Raw genomic sequence first — 19,894 nt, forward strand, 5'->3', positions numbered from 1 at the left:
TATGAAAGTAATTATTGTAATGCCACTAGCCGAGCAACGAGGCGGCGGTGAAATGATGCTTTGGGATTTGGTACAGCAGGGACGTAATGCCGATGTTGAGTGGCTGGTGATATTTTTAGAAGACGGCCCGATGGTAGAACAAGTAAAGTCCCTTGGTATTGAGGCGCGAGTTGTGGAAAGTGGACGTTTACGCCAAATCCACCGTTTTATTGGCGCTGTTTTTCGGATAGCTGCGATCGCCCGCCGCGAACGTGCAGATATAATTGTCAATTGGATGTGGATCACGCATATATCTGGAGGTTTGGCGGCGATGTTGGCGGGCTTGCCTGCTGTGTGGTATCAACTAGAAGTACCTAGTGACAAAACTTGGTTGGTGCGAATCGCAACTTTAATCCCAGCCCAAGCAATTATCACCCTTTCCCAAGATGGCAAGCAAGCACAGGCAGAGATTTGGCCTCACAGACAAACACCTTTGGTTTATCCTGGTGTAGCACTAGATCGATTTGAGCCTAATACTTTACCTTCTCCTGAAGAAGCACGGCGGAAGTTGAGCTTACCTTTGCACGGCCCGTTGATTGGAATTGTTGGACGATTACAACGATGGAAGGGAATGCACGTACTGGTGCAAGCAATGCCCAAAATTTTACAGAAGTATCCTGATGCTCATTGTGTAGTGGTTGGCGGTAAGCACGATTTGGAACCGGATTATCAGGACTTCTTAAAAGCCGAAATCGCCGCATTAGGTTTGAAAGAGCAGGTAATTATGGCTGGGCTACAGCGTAATATCCCTGAGTGGGTGCAGGCAATGGATGTATTTGTTCATGCCTCAGATAAAGAACCGTTTGGGATTGTAATTATTGAGGCGATGGCGTTGGGTAAACCTGTAATTGCTGGCAATGCAGGCGGCCCGACAGAGATTATTACCGATGGCATGAATGGACTATTAACACCTTACGGCGATGCAGATAAATTAGCGATCGCAATTCTCCGCTATCTTGACGAGCAAGAATTTGCCCAGAGTGCGGGAATGGCTGCACGACAACGCGCCCTCGATTTCTCAACCCAGAATTATGCCCAAAATTTTATTAGTGCAATTCGTTCTGCGATGCCGAGTGTTTTATAGGTTGAATGAAACGGTAAACTTCTTGCAAAAGTCAATTTTATCAAAACATAATTCAGAATTCAGGAGTCAGGAGTCAGAATGAATTCTCTACGATGATTACTGAGCTTGTCGTTCGCGCAGCGTCTCGTAGAGAAGTACTGGCCGATAGCGTAGCTCCTTCTCCTTCTCTACGAGAGGCTCCGCCAACGAGTCTGCGAGCGTCAAGATTGCTGCATTCTAGATTCTGGATTCTGGATTCTTCTTCAACAAAACATAATTCCGACATCTTCGATCTACAGTTCTATCAAACGGATGAGTTAATTGGGGTTTTCAGTACCTATTATTGCTAATTATTAGGTTGTTGCCTCCCAAAGTCATTTTTGTAAAGAAGTCTGGTCTGGATAATAATGCAGCCACATAGCATAGTAGGTGGTAGATAAGCGTTAATTTTAGTTAATTTTGATTAATTTTATTGGAAGAATATTTTCCTATCTTGGGCTAATACCATTCCACTATTCCACACTCTACACCCACCCCGAAGTAGTTTGGCCAAGGAAAATGATTTGTAGCCAGCTATGATCGTAGGTGATAGTAAACTACTAGCCAGTTAAGTTTATTCCCATTTCCCAATGTTTGTTGTTAAGCTTTTACTGAGCATTTTTTTTACTTTATCTGAAGGAGTAATTACTTGATTGCTGAGAGATGCGAAAATCTATAAGAATACAGTAATAATTCTTCGCCTGTTCCGTTTTACTTAGATTGTGTTGATACTACCTTTACATTATCCCTTAATTGTAAATATGAGATAATACACTATATGATTGTTGGTTATATAATGCTTAGTATTACACAGAAAACCTGATTCAAATTACTCTAATAACACCTGGGAGTAAAAGTTAATAGGGTAGAATCACTGAATATTACTCAGACATTTTGAAAATTAGAAGCAGGATTTTTTTAATGATCAGCTTAAGTAATTCGGAAAACGGCACAGTTAGCACCACAGCAGCCACTAAGAGGCTGGCAAGGGCGATGATGTTTTCTGGTGGAGAGTTTTCACTGTTATTAGCCTGTTGTAACTCTGTTCAAAGGCAGCAGCAAGTGTTGAATTTGTTAACAGAATTTTCATCAGCAGATATCCACGAAGTGCTACTCTCACCTGCGGCTGACACATTGTATACACCTATTACAACTGCAATTGGTACTACTCAACCCGAAGCTTTGATGGTAAGGGGTTTAGAATCTGTAGTGGCAATTAACCAACTAATCATCAGTACCAACATCATGCGAGATCAGTTTCGCAAACAGTTTCGGTTTCCCTTGGTGTTGTGGATCAATGATGATATTCTGTGCAAGCTAGTCTGGCTAGCACCCGATTTCAAAGACTGGGCAGCTAGTACCATTAGATTTGATGTACCTCACAATCAGTTCGTTGAATCTGAACAACAAGCCATCAGCGCCTAATATTGGCTGAGATTACAAAATCTAAGCTCAGGTTCTGTCCTATTCTTTTCTAAAATTACTTTATATTCAACCCCGCTTATTAAGGTGAGGCAATAAGCTTTACCAACTTTTCTCGCAAGCTATTTTCTAAATTAGAAAATGGTAAAGGTGTAGGGTAGTTAGTTGCTACAGCAGTTTTATATTTAATTCAACCCACCTACTCAATGAAGCCTGAGTTTCTGAATTCTTAATTGATTTCCGTAGGACTAGAGGGCGTTTTGCTCCAGAATTTGTCTAAGGAACAAACAATTAGTACATCAGCGTCTGTCTTTATATCTGTTTCAGAACAAAGATACTAAACTAATTCCAACTGGTGAAGTTCTGGAATTATCTGCTTTATATTGTCCATTTTTAATTGGATACTATCTCTTAGTTCTATATTACTATGAAACTCATGCAGAAACACTACCTTAATACTAATCAAGCGCGAATTTTTACTGCTTTGATTTTGACTGGAATTTTGTCTGTTGCTAGTGGTTCAATACTTGTCAAAGAGGCTACAGCTGCTTCTGCGAACTTCTCGCTAGAAACAAGCAATGAAGTTCTCAAAGACAATATTAAACCAAACCGCTTGCCACGTCCAGTAGCTAACGCGGTACTGGGAGATTTAGCCCGCAGACAGGGAATTTTAACCAAAGAACTGCAAATTATTGATTATAATCAACAGACTTGGCGCAATGGTTGCTTGGAACTGCCTCAACCTGATGAATTCTGTACCCAAGCATTAGTTCCTGGTTGGCTGGTTGTGGTATCTAATGGCAAACAAAACTGGATTTATCATACCAATCAAACAGGTTCCGCAGTCAGGTTGAATGAAAAAGCGAATGAAAGTACACTAGCCCCTGTGCAAATTCCAGTCAGCGAGTTGCCACCACCGTTAGATAGAAATGTAGTATTTCGGCAAATCTCCAGTGGTGGCTTGACTGGCAGAACCTACGAGACTGTTTTACTCAAAGATGGGCGATTGATTCGCGTACGGATTGGTGATGCCAATGATTCTGAACGTAGTGTTCGCCGTGTTTCTGTGCAACAGGTGCAACAATTTCAGAGATTTTTAGAACGTTCTAAATTTAGTAAATTCCAGAATCTGAGTTACCCAGCCCCCAGTGGTTCTGCTGATTTTGTCACCTTCACTCTCACCAGCCAAGAGGGTACGGTTCGGTACAACGATATTTCTCAAAATAACCTGCCAAAGAATTTACAAGCAGCAATCAAAGCCTGGAATCAGATTGCAGTCAGGGCACAATAATCAAGAAGAATTCAGAATTCAGAATTCAGGAGTCAGAATTCAGGAGCGGAGCCGGAGACGCTTCTAACTCCTGAATTCTGTTTTGATGGAATGAAATAGCGATTGTTTTAGCGCTTACAATCGAAACGATCGCTATTTATGGTGATTGTTCATAATTTGATCATCTCTGTAGCCAAATGATGAAAACGTTTATAAAGTGGTGTGTTGAGTTTCATTCTTGGTGGAATATTCGCCAAAGTAGAAAGTCTCTTTTGTTTGCCGTTCTCGTTACCTTGAGTGTGGTAGCTACAGTGATGCTATCGTTCCCCTTGAACGCTCAAATTAATCTGCCGCCAACGTCCGCATCTGAGTTAAGGGGGGTGTGGTTAACAAATATTGATAGTGATGTGTTATTTGAGCGCGATCGCCTCAAGGCATCTTTGCAACGCCTTGATGAACTCAATTTTAACACTATATATCCGGCGGTTTGGAATTGGGGATATACATTGTATCCTAGCAAAGTTGCAGCCAAAGTTATCGGGCGATCGCTCGATCCCACACCCGGACTAAAAGGACGAGATATCCTCAAAGAAATTGTCGATGTGGGACATCAAAAAGGGTTAACAGTGATTCCCTGGTTTGAATTTGGCTTCATGGCACCGGCGGATTCTCTATTAGCTAAAAATCGTCCCCAATGGCTCACCAGTCGCAGTGATGGGACTCAGATTGTCAAAGAAGGCAGAGATAATCGCGTTTGGCTAAATCCCTTTCGCCCAGAAGTACAACAGTTCATCCAAGATTTAATCGTTGAAATTGTTAGAAATTACAATATTGATGGTATTCAATTTGATGACCATTTTGGCTTACCATCAGAATTAGGTTACGATGCTTATACAGTGGCACTTTACAAAAAAGAACACCGTGGCCAAGCTCCCTCCAAAAACTCTCAAGATCCAGAATGGGTACGCTGGAGAGCTGACAAAATCACCGAGTTTATGAAACGGGTATTCAAAAGTATCAAAGCCACTAAAAAAAATTGCCTGGTTTCCGTTGCTCCTAATCCTCAACGTTTGTCCTACGACTTCTCTTTAGCAGACTGGCAGAAGTGGGAACGGCTGGGAATTATTGAAGACTTAGTTTTGCAGGTATATCGGGATAACTTGAATGTTTTTATTAGTGAATTAGAGTATCCAGAAGTGAAAGCAGCCAAGAGTCATATTCCCGTGAGTGTGGGCATTTTGGCTGGGTTGAAAAACCGATCTGTGCCGATGCAACAGATTCAGACACAAGTGCAAAAAGTACGCGATCGCAATTTTGCTGGAGTATCTTTCTTTTTCTATGAAACCCTTTGGAACATGAGCAAAGAAAAGCCACAAGAACGCCAGATTGGTTTCCAAAAAATCTTCCCCACACCGATAGCTTACCCCAATTTGCTAGCAGGTTGGAAACCGTTCAGTTAATTTTACTAGCAAGCTGTCGGTGAACACATCACTTAATTACAGTAAAGGTTCACTGACAATAACTTAAGAATTTGTCTTGAAAGATACTAAGCTTTTTTAGGAAAAAAGCTTAGTATTGGAGAATACCTGTATTTTTTAATTTCAGAGTTAGTTAAATTGGTAATACTTGTATTGTGTTAGTAGGGCATTTAACTACACTGTTTATATATTCTATTCTTACACCCAGCAAGAAGGAAACTTAGAGAAATAATACTAAAAACTAATAATCTTAGAGAAAGGTAAATAAATTGATTACTATAATTACGAATCGGGTTTAACTTTTCTAAGTATCGTATGTGCTTCACTCCTAACTCCTGTACAGACGCGATTAATCGCGTCTGTACTCCTAACTCAGCACTATCCTATTCCCAAACGCCCAGCCAAGCCCGGAGTTAGGGGTAAAAGCGTGGTAATCATCAAGAATAGAGCCAAAAGCCCCAAAGCAGCTCTAGCATCATCAGGTTCAGTAACTTCATTCAAGCTGGGGCGTTCTTGATCCCGTTGCAAGAAGAAAATCACGATCGCCCAGTACATGGCAAGAGTATTACCGAGAGACACTAACGCCAGTAAAATTAAAGTTGCGATCGTTGCCCGTCCTGCGGTTTTGCGTCCATAAATCGCCTGGACAATGCGCCCACCATCTAGTTGTCCTGCGGGCATTAAGTTTAAAGCTGTGATAACTAAACCCAACCAACCAATCACCACTAACGGATGAACACTTACCAGGGATGATTGCAACGCCGAACCAAGGACAACTCGCGCCAAACTTCCCACCAAAATCGACCCTTGGAAAAACTGATTTGGCAATTGAAATAAACTACCTGGGTGGGAAAGTAGCAAGCCCGTCACCAGCATTAACAAAGAGACAATACCACCTGCGGCTGGGCCTGCCAAGGCAATATCAAATAATACCTTGCGGTTGGGCAACAAAGACTCAAAGCGGGTAATTGCACCAAAGGAGCCAATTTGCACAGCAGGCAGAAAGAAAGGCCAGCTAAGGCGAATTTGGTGACGCCGGGCAAGTATCCAATGGCCAATTTCGTGAGCTAGTAAAATCGTAAGTATCCCAACGCCTATGGGCAAAGCTTCTCTGAATCGCCCTGGATTGCCGAAGAAATCAAAATTTAGCAATAAGCCCGCAGCTTCTAAACTTGTGGCAATAGTTCCGATCAACAGAATACCTGCAAAGACTTTTTGCGATAACAACATCGGACGGGGATCATTGCGACTGGGCAGGACAATCACCACTGGTCTGTCATCTGTGTTTTCCACTAAAAACAGGCGATATTGATCACCTAGTCGTTGCTGTAAACTTGCAGTTAGACGGTTGTGAACCTCTTCTGGTTCTCCCCGCAGATTGCCTTTGAAAATGGCTCCATCTTGATAGGCGATCGTTTCTGTGGCAAAAAATGTATCGATACCGAAAATACCTTTAACTGCATTTAAGTCGTCTTCTGGTATTGGCGGAATCTCCGGTTTCAGTTCTGCGACTGCTACTTGTGAGGAATTTGCTTCAAGTGAGGCATCAGCCGCGAGTCTTTCTGTTGCGCGTTGCTTGAGGATGGCATCTTGCCCATCTGCGCGTAACTGTCTGCCCAAGTAGACGTACAATCCGGCGGAAGTCACCACTAAGAACAATATACCCGCTATATTGATGTAAATCCCTGCGGCAAACAATCCAAAAAACAGCAGCCAGGGAGTCATCAACACCACCGACTGTAACCAGGCTAAGATTCCCAGCTTACCAAAAGGTCTGGCGCGATAAAAGCCCCAGCCCAAAATGCCTAAAGCTACTAGTAGGATTGCCGCCAGGATAGAAGTTTCTGATAAAGTAAACATCTCCAAACCTTTGCTATTGAGACTAAGCCAGAACAAGTCCGGTATTGCAGATACACTTATTAATGTATAACGCCGCCTGTAATCTGCCCAAATTATCCCACTTTGTACGTAGTGCCCATCATAAAAGAACCTCACCCCGCCTGTAGCTACGGTGTACACACAAGTCCTAAAAACCTAGCTTGATCACCCTTGACTTAATGTCTGACTTGAGGCGGAGCTTCCAATACGCATTCCCAGTCAGAGACTGGGAACGAGACATTTCTTCTAAGTCCAATAAAAAATTTCAGCGTTTGGAAAGCGTCTAGTAATCTCACTCTCAAAAAAGCTACGCAACGCCTTCATTGTGTCCTTATCGTAAACGTACTTCATCCCACCAAACTTATTACGCTTGACACTGCGTTTTGCCTCATCCATCTCTAATTTTGATTGCGGATACCAAGTTTGTAACACTTCTTTTGACCCAGGTGTGAACCGATGCGAGATGAGTTCAAAGGTAAGGTTACAGTCAAAATCCAGTGCCTCGTTTATCTGGTCAAACAAACAACTATAGTGCATCTGCCAATCGTCTATCGGCATAATTGGCGCGATCACCAAGCCGACTGGATAACCGCCACCGCCACGCTCTTGTGGTAGCGCCAACCGTCGCAATGCATTAAGTCTGGATGCTACGGATGCTGTGCCACCTTCAAACTTACCAGAAATCGGTGCGGCATTAACGCTCATCCGACACCGAGTATGCCCATTGTGTGGTAAATCGAGTAATCCATCCACAGCATCAAACTTTGATACCCAACGTAGATGTGCGTTGGTACGAGTACCAAAGTAACGGATACATTCAGCAAGACTTCCAGTTAAATGCTCAATACCCAATGGGTCAGTATAACAGCTAACTTCAAAAGTCGTGGTTTCCCCCTGTTGCTCGTAGTTAGCTAAATTTTGTAGTATCTGCGGTAAATTGGCAAAAACGCGGATGACAGGTGGTCTCGACAAGCTACCAGCTAAGTAGCAGTATTGACAGTGAGCAGGACAACCCTCAGCAATGTGAAACTGCCAATCGGCAGAAGGTGGGATGGGACTGAGTTTAAAAGAACTGGGTGGTGCAGTAACCACCGCTAAGGTATGCTTGGCGATGTTGTAAGTATCCCGCTCAGACTCACCGCGCAGACCTTTCAGGCGGTTCTGTGATAATTCTTCTATTGATAAGTTGAGTGACTGCACGCGTTCAAGAATCTGCTGCCCCCAAACCTCATCTAGGGCAGCAGGTGTAAACAGTACCCGTTCAGGTATCCACAACCTTGGCGATCTTGTTTGTGTATCTGATACTGAAACCTGGTCTGTAATTGTATTCAGCAATATCGTTCTCCGTTATTTAGTTTGCTGATTTTTGGAATTAATTTTCAAGGACTTGCTTAATTCGGCGCTCTAACAAATCAAGATCCAAAGTACCTTCATCACGGCTAATTCGTCGCACAGTCGAATTAACATTACCTAAATTTACCAATAAATCTTGAAGAATTTCCTGCTGCTGACGGGCTTGCGTAACCTCGCGTGGCTCCTGTACTAAATCGCGCACGATGGTATCTTCAGCACGAGAGGCGATAATTGGATCACCTTGCCCTTGAATGTGAACAAAGGTTCGTCGCCCTGGCCCTCGCTCCTCTTCTATTGGTATAACTGCTGTTACTTGGTCAGAACGCACATATTTGCCAAATCCCAAATGGACTAGTTCTGATGAGAGGATTTTCATATAATTGAAGCGTGATTTTTAAGTCTTGCTTATATTGTAAAATATAGATAAGTGACCTTAAAGCCATAGACCATACGGGTTATACCCAATTTACAGTAGTAGTTTCCTTTGCCAATTCCTGTTTGATATGTTTATGTCAGTCAGACTATTTCTACCAGCTTTTGGGCTTGTTCTGCGGTTTCACCAAGCTCAATAAACCCAAGTTTTAGGTTAGGAGAACTCCAAGAAATAAATTATCCAATTTCACGCCCATCAAAACGACTTTCTCTCAAGAACTGCTAAGAGCTCCCTGCCCCCCTGCCTTAAAAGCGTTCATGTAGTGTCCCGCAGGGATGGGATATTTATTTGGAAGTCCTTAGAGTCCTAACTTTGCTTATTAAGTACAGCATTTTATTAATTCGTAGCGAATTAAATTTGGACAATACCTTACAATGGCAATGCATCGGCCGCATTGTTAATGCGTCTTATTACAATGCCAATGCATCGGGATGCATTAAAAATGCTACGCTTTTACGCAAAACTATACTAACGCTCTTTCATCACTCTGCGAATGATTGAGCCGATACTTCTGCGTCGTAGGTAGAACGTGCATCATGTATTTCTGAGCGATGTTCCAGCGACCAAAGCACAAGCGCTTGAACGAGCGGAACGAGCGACTTTCCAAGCGGCGTAAGCGAATATTCGACCTTGGGTGGAATGCTGGGGTAGACGGTCCGAAGTAAGATGCCATTCCGTTCAAGACCGCGCAGCGTCTCTGTCAGCATCCGCTGACTGATCCCCGGCAACCTTCGTTTGATCTCGCTAAATCGTAAGCTCCCGCCCACAAGGTTCGATAGAATCAGGGACGTCCACTTATCGCCGACGTGGTCGAGAATCTCTCGAACGGGACAATCTTCGTCATTAAAAAATTTTGGGATTCGGCTCATGGTTACCTTCCTGTGCCTTAGGCAGAAAAAAGTGCCGTCTTCCATTTTGCTTTATTTTAGTACAGAATGAACCAAGTTATGAAAAGGAACCGTGCAGATTCCTCTTCAATATGCGGATTGGGCATAGGTTTCACAACCAAACAAGCTAAATAGAGGTGACATATGCAATATCTTGTTATCTTCACGCCCAACAAGAAGTTCGAGATCGATGGCGTGCCGTCTGACTTCGCAGAGACAGAACTCAAGGAACAGGCGCAAGTGCGAGTTCTTTACGCGGGGGGAGGCGCCCGTCAAGTGTGGGCGCTGGACACTAAAACCCGCGGCGGGGTTATCCTGTTCGAGGCGGAGTCGCCGGAGCACCTTCAGGAGATGATCGACAGCTTCCCACTCATTAAGGCCGACTACGCCGACTACCAGATCCTGCCGCTCGCGCCCCATGCGGCATTCTCGAAGAAGTCCTAATCAAAGCCGCATTTCTACGACCGGAAAACCCCTAAGTGTTGCATAGGAGAGTTAAAACATGAAAGTCTTAGTCATAGGAGCTGCCGGCAAGACCGGTAGAGCTGTAGTCGAGCAGGCTGTGGCCGCTGGACACCAGGTCACGGCCTTCGTTCGCAAAGCTGACGAGTATGAAGTCTCCGACGTTGGCGTCATCGAAGGTGATGCCACCAATAGTGTCGATATCGACGCAGCAGTCCTCGGTCAAGATGCTGTTCTTGACACAATTGGTGGCAAAACGCCTTACAAGGCAACTACCCTCGAATCGAGTGCCGCCAACACAATCATTGCTTCCATGCAGCGAAACAGTGTGCGCCGTCTGGTGGTAACTTCCATGATTGGCGAAGGGGATAGTGAGGCGAATACTACCTTTTATGAGCGCTTACTTGTTTCGACCTTTTTGCGCGGCGCGGACAAGGACAAAGCGGCAATGGAGTCCGCTGTCGAATCGAGCGGTCTGGACTGGGTGATTCTTCGCCCAGCCCTCCTTACCGACGACCCCGCCAAGGGGAACGTTCGAGTCTTCGATGCCGATACGGGCGAGAAGGCTCATAAGATTACACGTGCCGACCTGGCTTCCTTCATGCTTGCCCAGCTTGACAATAACGAATACCTCCATCAAGCCGTTACTATCGCAAATAGCTAAGAACTCTTTGGCCACGCTCTCTGGGGTTGGCAGCGTGTTCGTTGAGTATCCAGGACAGTCCTAGACAAACAAATGGAATATTAAAGAGTTGAGGCAACATAACCCTTCGTAATGCCCTTTAACTAGAGCCGATGGCGACGATTTTGGTACAGTTCGCTAGTGTTACAAGGCTATTTCCCCAGGTGGCACTCAAGGTGCTACGCTCCTAAGCGGTAGTTCTTGAATACAAATCATTAGTGAGAACAATCATTATGTCTACAACAGAAACTAGTGCAAAGGATGAAGCGGCAATCAAAGCAGTGATTGCCGCGTTTGCCGAGGCGTGGAACGCTAAAGACGCGGAGCTTTTGGCGAAGTTGTTTGTCGAGGATGCCGATTTCGTAGATGTCATAGGTCGTTGGTTTAAAGGGCGAACCGAGATCAAACAAACACACGCGCAGGCGTTCGCGTCGTTCTTAAGCGATAGCCAGATGACTATTACTGACACTCAAATCAAATTCCTCACCCCGAATGTGGCAGTCCTACATACCACTTGGGAAACCACTGGACACAAGAGTCCTGATGGAGTATATCGAATACAAGATACAGGTGTCTTGACAGCCGTAACAACCTGCAAGGAGAAGACCTGGCAGATTACCGCTTTTCACAACACAGGGACTGTGCCAATTCCTGACTGAAGCGTAACAAAAAGTTTGCTTTAAGCGGCGTTGGTAAATGACGAGATGAATTAGGCAGGAACAGGCACATCCCTAAACTTGAGGCAGATTTATCAAGTGATGACAAAATCAAATAATTGATGGGCCATTTCTAATTTAGAACAAGGTGCAATTTCTACCTGATTTCCTTGACTATCTAAAAATATCGCTTGATTATTATCGCTACCAAAACCACTATCAGGTTGATCGATGGGATTGGCAACAATAGCATCGAGTTTTTTATTATGTAACTTTTCTAATGCTGGCTTGACAATATCACCAGTTTGTGCAGCGAAACCGATTAATATCTGATGCGGCTGTTTAAGTTGTGCTAATTGGGCGACTATATCCGCTACAGGTTCCAAAGGTAAAGCTTGGGGGAGCGATCGCTTGGGCAATTTCTCTGTACTATAATCTCGTGGCTTCACATCTGCCACGGCTGCTGACATGACAATTACATCAGCGTTGGCTAAACATTCCACCATGACGTGCTGCATTTGGTCGGCACTAACGACGGGAATTGCTTGCACTCCTAATGGTACATCCCAATTAGCTGGCCCATGTACCAGGGTGATACTTGCCCCTCGGTGAAGTGCGGCTTGCGCTAAAGCTAATCCCATTTTACCTGTGGAAGGATTACCAATAAACCTCACTGGGTCAAGATACTCTCGCGTTCCCCCAGCACTAATTAACACTCGTTTACCTACTAAATCTCGTTTGCCTTGAGTGTGTAACAACGATTGGATGTGAGCCAAAATTTCTGGAGGTTCTGCTAATCTACCAGCACCAATGCGATCGCACGCTAATAAACCCGATGCTGTACTCATTCCATGATATCGGCTATCGATCAATAGCTGTTGCCAATTTCGCTGCACTGATAGCTGTTGCCACATATCCGTATTCATTGCGGGTGCTAACAGCACGGGACAAGTAGAAGCCAGCACGGTATTTGTGAGTAAATTATCAGCCATCCCGTAGGCTAACTTTGCTAATGTATTAGCCGTCAAGGGGGCAATTACCATGACATCTGCCCATTCACCCAATTCAATGTGCAACGGACGAGAGTGAGTTGGCTGCCAGAAATCATCATCTGTGTAGGCGGGATGACGGGATAGAGTGGCTATTGTCAGAGGCGTGATAAATTCTTGCGCTGAACGGGTGAGAACGACTCGGACTTCTACGCCAGTTTTAAACAGCGTCGAAACCAATGCACAAATTTTGTAGGCGGCGATACCGCCACCTACACCAATTAAAACCCTGGTCAATTTGGGATTTGGGATTTGGGATTTGGGATTAAGTGGTAATGGCATTAGAAGTTTCGGAGCAACCAAGTGATACATTAACCCTGATAATCTCTGATTCTAGCCAGTTGGCCCAATCTAAAATCTAAAATCCAAAATCGTTACGCTTCATCATAGGGTTCCAAGTCTAAGAGGTAGATATAGGGTTCAACTAACTCTGGACGCTGAAATGCGATCGCTCGCAATAGATGCCAATCATTTAAGCCCTCAAAAGCATTGCTATAATTATCTAGCTCCAGACGTGTAGCCAGGTCTTCTACTTCTGCCACAGTCATGGCAGCAATTTCTTTCTTGGAAATGCTTAGAGTTGTCATAATGCTCGCCCCTCCCTTATGCAGCACTCGCCTTCAGCATGGGTTAAGTTGCGCTGAACGCAGCCACCCAATATATATTACTCATTAGAAGTCATTAATTTCGTAAAAATTGTCAGAATTTCTACCAGAATTTATAAAAAATTTGTAATGCTGACTAGCCAATTGTATTTACAACGAAATTCCGTAGCACCTCTAACGTTTGTGGATCTATTTCATGCCCCATATCAAATTCGTGGTATTCTACAGCCACTCCTAGAGACTTTAGAGTTTCTCGTGCCTTCCAAGCGGCTTGCACGGGCACAACTTCATCATATCTACCGTGGGTGATTAAAGTCGGCGGAATTCCGCTTTTACCTGCTCTTATTGCGTCTGGATGTAAATACCCACTCATGACAACTAAACCTGCTAGGGGCAATTTTGAGCCGACATCTAAAGTCATTGCTCCCCCTTGAGAAAATCCACTTAAAATGGTACGTGATAAAGGTATGCCAGTGCTACTTTCTAAAGATTCCAAAAAATCTGTTAGCAGTTGCCGACTTTCTGCCAACCCTTGATACATATTCTCCACCCGCAGGTCATACCATGCCATCCCTACAGGGGAATAGGGATAAGGAAAAGGTGCATTAGGCAATACAAACTCGTAATCGGGTAAGTTGATCAAAGGTAACAAAGATGCTACATCCTCAGCATTAGCGCCCCAACCATGCAAAGTGACAATTAAGCCTGCCGGGGCTTGAGAAGTTGCTCTCTTAACGGTAATAGCTTGTAAGGACAGAGGTTTACTCCTAAAATTCTATTCTTCTAATAGATCCTATCTCTTTAAGCAGACTTAGTATTTAGCGGCATTTGCAGCTTGCTCAAAGAATGCGATTGTCGTCAAGGGAATTTATCGAAAACAGAAATACGAATCACACCGATATAGTGCTGAAATCATCATCCGCCAACAAGACTTTATCTTAAAGGATGTTTTAAAAGTGGTCGGCTGTGATTTAGGCATTTATTGATCCCCCCTAGCCCCCCTTTTTAAGGGGGGGAACCTGATCAAAGTCCCCCTTTTTAAGGGGAGCCACTACGTTGGGGAGCCAGTGCGTTGGGGAGCCAGTGCGTTGGGCGGCTCTGCCGACTTGAAGCACCTGGCGTCGGCTCTGCCGACTTGAAGCACCTGGCGTGGATTTAGAGGGATCTAGAACGTTTTGCTAGTGACAAGAGGACTTTTAAAACATCCTCTTAAAGCCAGATTTAAATGCAACACTGTTTTAGAAGCCGACGAATGGGAACGCCAGTCGCCTCAAGTCGGGAAACCCGCCCACGGCGCTGGCTCCTCTTTATGTGCCACCATTAATAAAAATCCGATCCCGTCCAAAAAACCACTTTATAGAAATATTAAGAAAGATGTGACTCATGGATAGCCTACAAGGGAAGGGGGCTGGGAGGTTAAGTTTTTGATTACTGAATCGGTGTTCTAGTCCCCACTCCCTACTCCCTACTCCCCGGTATGTTTCTATATCTATCTAAATTACTGCCACTATTTTTTTATCCACTAGGACTAGCCTGCGTAAGCTTGGTAGTAGCATTAGTGACATTGTGGAAACGACCGCGCACTGCGGCGATCGCAATTGCTTTTGCCTTAACTTTATTGCTATTTTGTAGTAACGCTTGGATTGCTAAATCATTAGTGCGATCATTAGAATGGCAATATCTTCCACCCGCCCAAATACCAGTTGCAGAAGCAATTGTGGTTTTAGGTGGCGCAACTAAATCAGCTTTTCCCCCAAGACCTACTGTAGAATTGAGTGAATCAGGCGATCGCGTGATTTATGCCGCACAATTGTATCGCCAAAAAAGAGCGCCTATAATCATTCTGAGCGGGGGTCGCATTGATTGGCGTGGAGGTGGTTCACCAGAGTCGGCAGATATGGCAACAATACTTACATCTATTGGTATTCCATCTGAGGCGATTGTTCAGGAACCTGAATCTCTGAATACTTATCAAAATGCGGTAAATGTCCGAAAAATTTTGTCAGATCGTGGTATTATTCAGGTATTATTAGTCACTTCGGCAATGCACATGCCGCGATCGCTTCAGGTTTTCCAGCGTCAAGGAATCAATGCCATTCCTACACCCACTGACTTTCTTGTGAGTGAGGGTGAGTTGCAAGAACTCGGTAGCAGTCCTAAAGCCGCTATACTGAATTTATTACCTGATACCGACAACTTGCACCAATTTACTAGCGCTTTAAAAGAGTACATTGGTTTTTTAGTTTATCGCTTACGCGGTTGGGTTTAATGAAGTTAGGAGTTATGAGTTAGAAGTTATGAGTTATTAATTATAAAATGTAGTAAGTGCCTAAATTCCCAACTTTAGAGGATGTTTGAAAAGTATTTTTGCTAGCATCAAAGGCTCCCAAACCTAACACAGTGGGACTCCCTTCCCTCACGGTGAAAGGGGGTTTCAAAGCCTCTCGGACTTTAAAATAATTCGTAATTCGTAATTAAGTTTTGTAACGGAGGATTTAGAACCAGACTTACATACTTGCGGCTTGTTAGAAGCCGGGGACTTAAACCCATCGAATTTGTTAAACTCCAAACTTCAAACTCCTCACTCCCCACTCCCCACTCCCCACTCTTAACTTTATGTCTAAAAATTTACCTTATATTATGCCATCCCCTCAACCCCAAGTTGAGGAAGCTTTTGGCGCTTACCAAACAACCCACCAGTTTTACCACGAAGTTCGGTCACGGTCAGAGTTTCAGCGTTATTGTGAATGGTATTATACAACAGCAGAACAGCACCGCCAAGAGCTTAAAAGAATGCGCGGCGAACTGAATATTTTCCAGTGGTTTCGCCGCAGATGAGTCATTTAGATGACTTCTAACTCGTTTTCACGTAAATGGGCTTTAAACTTTTTACTAAACTGGACTACAATCGGCAGATTAGCGCTTACCGGTCTGCCTTGCCATTGGGTGGCAATACCTACTACATCGCCTTCTACGCCTTTGATGTCAAAAGGCTGATTCCGATGTTCAGGATGATGATACACTACTACCGAATCTTTAACGCGGATGCGATCGCCAACTTTCATAACAACATTTACACCTAGCATTTGCTTTTCCATAAGTATCTGCTACAAAATATATGATTAAACCGCCCAACATTTGATTTAATCAGCTATTTCTTGACCCTTTTTCGGGGTAAGACGGCGCATTTGACCCTCTACCGTCCAGGCAAGGGAGCGTGTTGCGGTAAATCCAGCGCTGTAGGCGACTGGCGTTAGCGCAGCGTTAGGCACGTTCGTCTAGCGTCTTGCAGAGAAGGAGCGTCACCCGGAAAGGGTTCCAAGAGTTATAGCAACTGCCGCACGTCTTAGTAATCCGTGCGTACTTTTTTAAGTATTTTGCCGCGTCAACTTTTTGGAATACTTTTAATTAACCCTTTTATCTTCAGGGTAACTGAAAGTTTAAGTCAAGAAATTTTACACAATTCAGCAAACACAAGGTTTACCAGCTTACTCATGAGCTTGCCTTGGATATGCCTACCACCTAGCAGCTTTTCGCCCTGTTCGCTGACGTTAGCTTTGAGTGAGTCATGGTAATCAATCAATTCCTTGGTCAGTTCGTTCTTGGCCAATTGGATCAGAAGATTAACCATAAATTTAAAAGACTATTGTTTTATACTAGTACAACACGGCGTAAATAGAGCAACCATTTAAAAACCCTAAAAAGCCTATTCCGTAATACAAGTGACTTTTACTTCTCTACGAGAGGCTGCGCCAACAACTACGCTCAGTACAAGTGACTTTTGACTTCCGCCTTACGGTACTAGGGATGTGCAGAGGTTTTTGCAGCGCCATACCTTAACATCCGGGAGGATGAAGAGAACACCCAGGAAGAGTAGTAACTTCTGGGGATTCAGTGTAATTTTTATATTTCTATATACAAATTAAAAAACACCTGGGAGTGTTGCCGTGTTTCCACCCCAGGCATTTCTTATTCTCAACTTGCTCCTCACACAAATAAACAATATCACTACTTGTATCAAAGGGCAAATATATTGATTTAACTTTCAAAACTGCACAAGCAATCCAATTTCTGACAAATTAAAAAGCGCTTGGGAGTGTTGCCGTGTTTCCACCCCAGGCGCTCTTTATTTTTAACTTGCTCCTCACACACGAATCTATAATATCACCGCTTCTATCAAAGGGCTAATATATTGAGTGACACTTTCAAAACTGCACACCTTACAATCAAAGTTTAGTGTAAAAAATGACGGACACCAGTTAAGACCATCACCAAACCCAGTTCGTTAGCAGCTTTGATTGAATCTTTATCGCGCAAACTTCCCCCTGGTTGGACAATGGCTGTAATTCCTGCTGTTGCGGCTGTTCTGACTGAATCATCAAAGGGGAAAAATCCATCGCTGGCGAGAATTGCCCCTTTGGCTTTTTCTCCAGCTTGTTCTAGGGCAATTTTAACTGAGCCGACGCGGTTCATTTGACCAGCACCCACTCCTAGTGTAGTGCGATCACTCGTCACAACAATGGCATTGGATTTAACGTGTTTGCAAATTTTCCAAGCAAACAGCAATTCGGCTAATTCGCTAGGGGTGGGTTGACGTTCGGTGACTATTTGCCATTGACTGGTATCAGCAATCACGTCATCGCTAGCTTGGAGGAGGAAACCACCTGCGATCGCTTTCACTGTATCCTTAGGGCCACTGCTCAAATCTGGTAGAGTCAAAACTCGCACGTTGGATTTTTTGTCCAGGATTTCTTGAGCTTCTGTATCACAACTTGGTGCAACCACACATTCTAAAAATGTTTTAGTTAACTCCCTAGCTGTAGCCGCATCAATCGGGCGGTTGAGTGCGACAATTCCACCAAAGGCAGAAACAGAATCAGCGTTAAAAGCTTTTTGATACGCTTCAAAAATACTGCTTCCCAGTGCCGTACCACAGGGATTTGTATGTTTGATAATCGTTGCTGCTGGGGTATCAGTGAATTCAGCAATAATTCGACGTGCGGCTTCTAAATCAACTAAGTTATTGTAACTAAGTTCTTTGCCTTGCAGTTTTGTAGCGGCTGTCCATCCCGTTGGGGTAATACCAGTTTGATACCAGGCGGCGGGTTGATGGGGATTCTCCCCGTAACGCAGAGATTGCAATTGTGTACCGCTAAGGTTGTAATGTTCTGTTCCTGCGAGATAAGATGCGAAGTGAGAAGTCAGCGCTTGCGCTATCGCTTGATCATAACTAGCAGTATGTGAAAATCCTTTTAATGCCGCCTTTTGGCGAAATTCTAGGGATGCTTCGCCGTTATTTTGCCGCAACTCCTGCAAATACTCGTCATAGTGTGCTGGATCGCATAATACAGCCAAATGGGCGAAGTTTTTCGATGATGCTCGTAGCATAGCAGGGCCACCGATATCAATTTGTTCAACAGCTTGGGATAATGTCACCCCTGGTTTAGCAATAGTTTCTTCAAAAGGATATAGATTCACCACCACTAAATCAATCGGGCGAATTTGGTTATTTTCTAAATCTGTAATATCTTCGGGAACATCTCGCCGGGCCAAAATTCCGCCATGAATTCGCGGATGTAGAGTTTTGACTCGACCACCTAAAATTTCTGGAGAACCTGTATAATCTGCAACTTTGGTAACAGGGAGTCCCGCATCTTTGAGGGCTTGGGCTGTTCCCCCACTGCTGATTAAATCAAAGTTAAATTCTTCAACCAAGCTACGGGCTAGGTCAATTAAACCAGTTTTGTTAGATACACTCAGCAGGGCTAGACGCGCCATTAATCAATTCCTTAAAAGTAGGCTGGAAGCGAAGGATCTCAAGTTTTACATAAGCCTTGGTTCACTTCAAGACCTTTAAGAATCATTCTGATATCCGGTAGTGGCGTGGTAACAAAAGGAGGTGGACAGGTTTTTCCTAACTCCTTTGACAAATGATTGTAGAAAGAGGTAATATCCCAATTATTACTTTTCCCAAAACCTGAAATTGAAACTACTTCCAGGAGTACGACGGTAACGGCGGGCGGTTCTTCTTGTTTGCCGTTTGTTAATCCTCTCGTTGGGTTCTTCAACTTCGCCCTCTTCTGACTCTTTAACTTGCAACTGAGTTCTAGTTTCTTCCTTACTTCCCCACCAAGCAGTAATCCAGCCTCCAGCGAAAGCGCCTATTCCACCTAGCAAGATACTCATGGGTGCTGGATACCCTAAATATACAAAACCAAGCATGAAAAATAACCAGTATTTCAGTCCTGTATCGACACCATCAGAGGAGGCGACAGTTGGTGCTTGGGCGCTATTACTCGTTACATTTGTGATCCAGCTTAAGATGAAACCCCCCATGATTCCTAAGAAGATGCTTAGGGCTGGTGCGGAGCCGGTCATTATTAATATAAATGTTAAAAATGCCCCAAATAACAGTTGAGAAAAGAAGCTAGGAGAAATACTGAAAAAGTCGTTCTTTTTGTCCGCCATAGGGTAAAAAAAAGCCTATTAATTAACTAATTACTAACGACGCTTTCTACCAGACGCGCGAGGGACGCGGACTCGCTAACGCTACGAAGACAGTAATTCATAATTTTTGA

At 44.0% G+C, this 19,894-nt stretch carries 21 protein-coding genes; 9 read left to right on the plus strand and 12 right to left on the minus strand.

Annotated elements, in window-relative coordinates; translation table 11 throughout:
• Nucleotide 1: 1 nt before the first annotated feature.
• The 4 genes from PUQ00_RS09710 to PUQ00_RS09725 all read left to right on the plus strand — a co-directional run bounded on the left by PUQ00_RS09710 (nt 2) and on the right by PUQ00_RS09725 (nt 5,293).
• The gene (locus PUQ00_RS09710; RefSeq protein WP_300415571.1) at nt 2–1,123 is read left to right on the plus strand and encodes a glycosyltransferase family 4 protein; all 1,122 of its coding nucleotides are present in this window, start codon (nt 2–4) and stop codon (nt 1,121–1,123) included.
• Nucleotides 1,124–2,062: 939 nt separating this feature from the next.
• Nucleotides 2,063–2,566 carry a hypothetical protein gene (locus PUQ00_RS09715; RefSeq protein WP_300415573.1) on the plus strand — a complete coding sequence of 168 codons (504 nt, stop codon included), beginning with the start codon at nt 2,063–2,065 and terminating at the stop codon, nt 2,564–2,566.
• Nucleotides 2,567–2,990: 424 nt separating this feature from the next.
• Nucleotides 2,991–3,854: a hypothetical protein gene (locus PUQ00_RS09720; RefSeq protein ID WP_300415575.1), complete on the plus strand. Its 864-nt coding sequence runs from the start codon at nt 2,991–2,993 to the stop codon at nt 3,852–3,854.
• A gap of 179 nt (nt 3,855–4,033) precedes the next feature.
• Entirely contained in the window at nt 4,034–5,293 is a 1,260-nt protein-coding gene (locus PUQ00_RS09725; protein ID WP_300415618.1) for a glycoside hydrolase family 10 protein, read from the plus strand.
• A 396-nt stretch (nt 5,294–5,689) separates the two neighbouring features.
• Here PUQ00_RS09725 and PUQ00_RS09730 read toward each other — a convergent pair whose 3' ends face one another.
• From PUQ00_RS09730 to PUQ00_RS09745, 4 genes are all read right to left on the minus strand, one after another.
• Complete coding sequence (locus PUQ00_RS09730) at nt 5,690–7,171, minus strand: site-2 protease family protein (RefSeq protein WP_300415577.1); 1,482 nt, start codon at nt 7,169–7,171, stop codon at nt 5,690–5,692.
• A 264-nt stretch (nt 7,172–7,435) separates the two neighbouring features.
• Nucleotides 7,436–8,458 carry a spore photoproduct lyase family protein gene (locus PUQ00_RS09735; protein WP_300415621.1) on the minus strand — a complete coding sequence of 341 codons (1,023 nt, stop codon included), beginning with the start codon at nt 8,456–8,458 and terminating at the stop codon, nt 7,436–7,438.
• Nucleotides 8,459–8,561: 103 nt separating this feature from the next.
• Nucleotides 8,562–8,918 (minus strand): hypothetical protein, encoded by a 357-nt coding sequence (locus PUQ00_RS09740; protein ID WP_300415579.1) that lies wholly within the window; start codon nt 8,916–8,918, stop codon nt 8,562–8,564.
• Nucleotides 8,919–9,457: 539 nt separating this feature from the next.
• Nucleotides 9,458–9,844 (minus strand): helix-turn-helix domain-containing protein, encoded by a 387-nt coding sequence (locus tag PUQ00_RS09745; protein WP_300415581.1) that lies wholly within the window; start codon nt 9,842–9,844, stop codon nt 9,458–9,460.
• 162 nt (nt 9,845–10,006) lie between these two features.
• Between PUQ00_RS09745 and PUQ00_RS09750 the strand changes: the two genes are divergently transcribed.
• The 3 genes from PUQ00_RS09750 to PUQ00_RS09760 all read left to right on the plus strand — a co-directional run bounded on the left by PUQ00_RS09750 (nt 10,007) and on the right by PUQ00_RS09760 (nt 11,665).
• A complete protein-coding gene (locus PUQ00_RS09750) occupies nt 10,007–10,306 on the plus strand; it encodes a muconolactone Delta-isomerase family protein (protein WP_300415583.1) in 300 nt (99 codons plus the stop codon).
• Nucleotides 10,307–10,364: 58 nt separating this feature from the next.
• Nucleotides 10,365–10,988, plus strand: a complete 624-nt coding sequence (locus tag PUQ00_RS09755) for an NAD(P)H-binding protein (RefSeq protein WP_300415585.1) — start codon at nt 10,365–10,367, stop codon at nt 10,986–10,988.
• 236 nt (nt 10,989–11,224) lie between these two features.
• Entirely contained in the window at nt 11,225–11,665 is a 441-nt protein-coding gene (locus PUQ00_RS09760; RefSeq protein ID WP_300415587.1) for an SgcJ/EcaC family oxidoreductase, read from the plus strand.
• Between the two features lie 92 nt (nt 11,666–11,757).
• Here PUQ00_RS09760 and coaBC read toward each other — a convergent pair whose 3' ends face one another.
• The 3 genes from coaBC to PUQ00_RS09775 form a co-directional block, all read right to left on the minus strand.
• Complete coding sequence (gene coaBC / locus PUQ00_RS09765) at nt 11,758–12,993, minus strand: bifunctional phosphopantothenoylcysteine decarboxylase/phosphopantothenate--cysteine ligase CoaBC (protein WP_300415589.1); 1,236 nt, start codon at nt 12,991–12,993, stop codon at nt 11,758–11,760.
• 92 nt (nt 12,994–13,085) lie between these two features.
• The gene (locus PUQ00_RS09770; RefSeq protein WP_300415591.1) at nt 13,086–13,298 is read right to left on the minus strand and encodes a DUF2555 domain-containing protein; all 213 of its coding nucleotides are present in this window, start codon (nt 13,296–13,298) and stop codon (nt 13,086–13,088) included.
• A gap of 154 nt (nt 13,299–13,452) precedes the next feature.
• Nucleotides 13,453–14,073: an alpha/beta hydrolase gene (locus PUQ00_RS09775; RefSeq protein WP_300415623.1), complete on the minus strand. Its 621-nt coding sequence runs from the start codon at nt 14,071–14,073 to the stop codon at nt 13,453–13,455.
• A gap of 720 nt (nt 14,074–14,793) precedes the next feature.
• Between PUQ00_RS09775 and PUQ00_RS09780 the strand changes: the two genes are divergently transcribed.
• On the plus strand, nt 14,794–15,585 hold the full coding sequence (locus tag PUQ00_RS09780; protein ID WP_300415592.1) for a YdcF family protein: 792 nt from the start codon (nt 14,794–14,796) through the stop codon (nt 15,583–15,585).
• 347 nt (nt 15,586–15,932) lie between these two features.
• On the plus strand, nt 15,933–16,154 hold the full coding sequence (locus PUQ00_RS09785) for a hypothetical protein (protein WP_300415594.1): 222 nt from the start codon (nt 15,933–15,935) through the stop codon (nt 16,152–16,154).
• A gap of 5 nt (nt 16,155–16,159) precedes the next feature.
• Here the strand turns inward: PUQ00_RS09785 and PUQ00_RS09790 are convergent, their stop codons facing one another.
• The 5 genes from PUQ00_RS09790 to PUQ00_RS09810 all read right to left on the minus strand — a co-directional run bounded on the left by PUQ00_RS09790 (nt 16,160) and on the right by PUQ00_RS09810 (nt 19,784).
• Nucleotides 16,160–16,414: a ferredoxin-thioredoxin reductase variable chain gene (locus PUQ00_RS09790; protein WP_300415596.1), complete on the minus strand. Its 255-nt coding sequence runs from the start codon at nt 16,412–16,414 to the stop codon at nt 16,160–16,162.
• 45 nt (nt 16,415–16,459) lie between these two features.
• On the minus strand, nt 16,460–16,588 hold the full coding sequence (locus PUQ00_RS09795) for a hypothetical protein (RefSeq protein ID WP_300415598.1): 129 nt from the start codon (nt 16,586–16,588) through the stop codon (nt 16,460–16,462).
• A 173-nt stretch (nt 16,589–16,761) separates the two neighbouring features.
• Complete coding sequence (locus PUQ00_RS09800; protein WP_300415600.1) at nt 16,762–16,947, minus strand: hypothetical protein; 186 nt, start codon at nt 16,945–16,947, stop codon at nt 16,762–16,764.
• A 602-nt stretch (nt 16,948–17,549) separates the two neighbouring features.
• On the minus strand, nt 17,550–19,094 hold the full coding sequence (purH, locus tag PUQ00_RS09805; RefSeq protein WP_300415602.1) for a bifunctional phosphoribosylaminoimidazolecarboxamide formyltransferase/IMP cyclohydrolase: 1,545 nt from the start codon (nt 19,092–19,094) through the stop codon (nt 17,550–17,552).
• A 183-nt stretch (nt 19,095–19,277) separates the two neighbouring features.
• Entirely contained in the window at nt 19,278–19,784 is a 507-nt protein-coding gene (locus tag PUQ00_RS09810) for a hypothetical protein (protein ID WP_300415604.1), read from the minus strand.
• Between the last annotated feature and the right edge of the window lie 110 nt (nt 19,785–19,894).

The sequence above is a fragment of the Nostoc sp. S13 genome, from assembly GCF_029379315.1.
Taxonomy (GTDB): Bacteria; Cyanobacteriota; Cyanobacteriia; order Cyanobacteriales; family Nostocaceae; genus Nostoc.

Coding starts and splice junctions, on each gene's coding strand:
- PUQ00_RS09725 (WP_300415618.1), top strand. CDS start 4,034: ATGAAAACGTTTATAAAGTGGTGTGTTGAGTTTCATTCTTGGTGGAAT.
- PUQ00_RS09755 (WP_300415585.1), top strand. CDS start 10,365: ATGAAAGTCTTAGTCATAGGAGCTGCCGGCAAGACCGGTAGAGCTGTA.
- PUQ00_RS09780 (WP_300415592.1), top strand. CDS start 14,794: ATGTTTCTATATCTATCTAAATTACTGCCACTATTTTTTTATCCACTA.
- PUQ00_RS09810 (WP_300415604.1), bottom strand. CDS start 19,784: ATGGCGGACAAAAAGAACGACTTTTTCAGTATTTCTCCTAGCTTCTTT.
- PUQ00_RS09715 (WP_300415573.1), top strand. CDS start 2,063: ATGATCAGCTTAAGTAATTCGGAAAACGGCACAGTTAGCACCACAGCA.
- PUQ00_RS09745 (WP_300415581.1), bottom strand. CDS start 9,844: ATGAGCCGAATCCCAAAATTTTTTAATGACGAAGATTGTCCCGTTCGA.
- PUQ00_RS09800 (WP_300415600.1), bottom strand. CDS start 16,947: ATGGTTAATCTTCTGATCCAATTGGCCAAGAACGAACTGACCAAGGAA.
- PUQ00_RS09750 (WP_300415583.1), top strand. CDS start 10,007: ATGCAATATCTTGTTATCTTCACGCCCAACAAGAAGTTCGAGATCGAT.
- PUQ00_RS09710 (WP_300415571.1), top strand. CDS start 2: ATGAAAGTAATTATTGTAATGCCACTAGCCGAGCAACGAGGCGGCGGT.
- PUQ00_RS09740 (WP_300415579.1), bottom strand. CDS start 8,918: ATGAAAATCCTCTCATCAGAACTAGTCCATTTGGGATTTGGCAAATAT.
- PUQ00_RS09770 (WP_300415591.1), bottom strand. CDS start 13,298: ATGACAACTCTAAGCATTTCCAAGAAAGAAATTGCTGCCATGACTGTG.
- coaBC (WP_300415589.1), bottom strand. CDS start 12,993: ATGCCATTACCACTTAATCCCAAATCCCAAATCCCAAATCCCAAATTG.
- PUQ00_RS09730 (WP_300415577.1), bottom strand. CDS start 7,171: ATGTTTACTTTATCAGAAACTTCTATCCTGGCGGCAATCCTACTAGTA.
- purH (WP_300415602.1), bottom strand. CDS start 19,094: ATGGCGCGTCTAGCCCTGCTGAGTGTATCTAACAAAACTGGTTTAATT.
- PUQ00_RS09720 (WP_300415575.1), top strand. CDS start 2,991: ATGAAACTCATGCAGAAACACTACCTTAATACTAATCAAGCGCGAATT.
- PUQ00_RS09790 (WP_300415596.1), bottom strand. CDS start 16,414: ATGGAAAAGCAAATGCTAGGTGTAAATGTTGTTATGAAAGTTGGCGAT.
- PUQ00_RS09785 (WP_300415594.1), top strand. CDS start 15,933: ATGTCTAAAAATTTACCTTATATTATGCCATCCCCTCAACCCCAAGTT.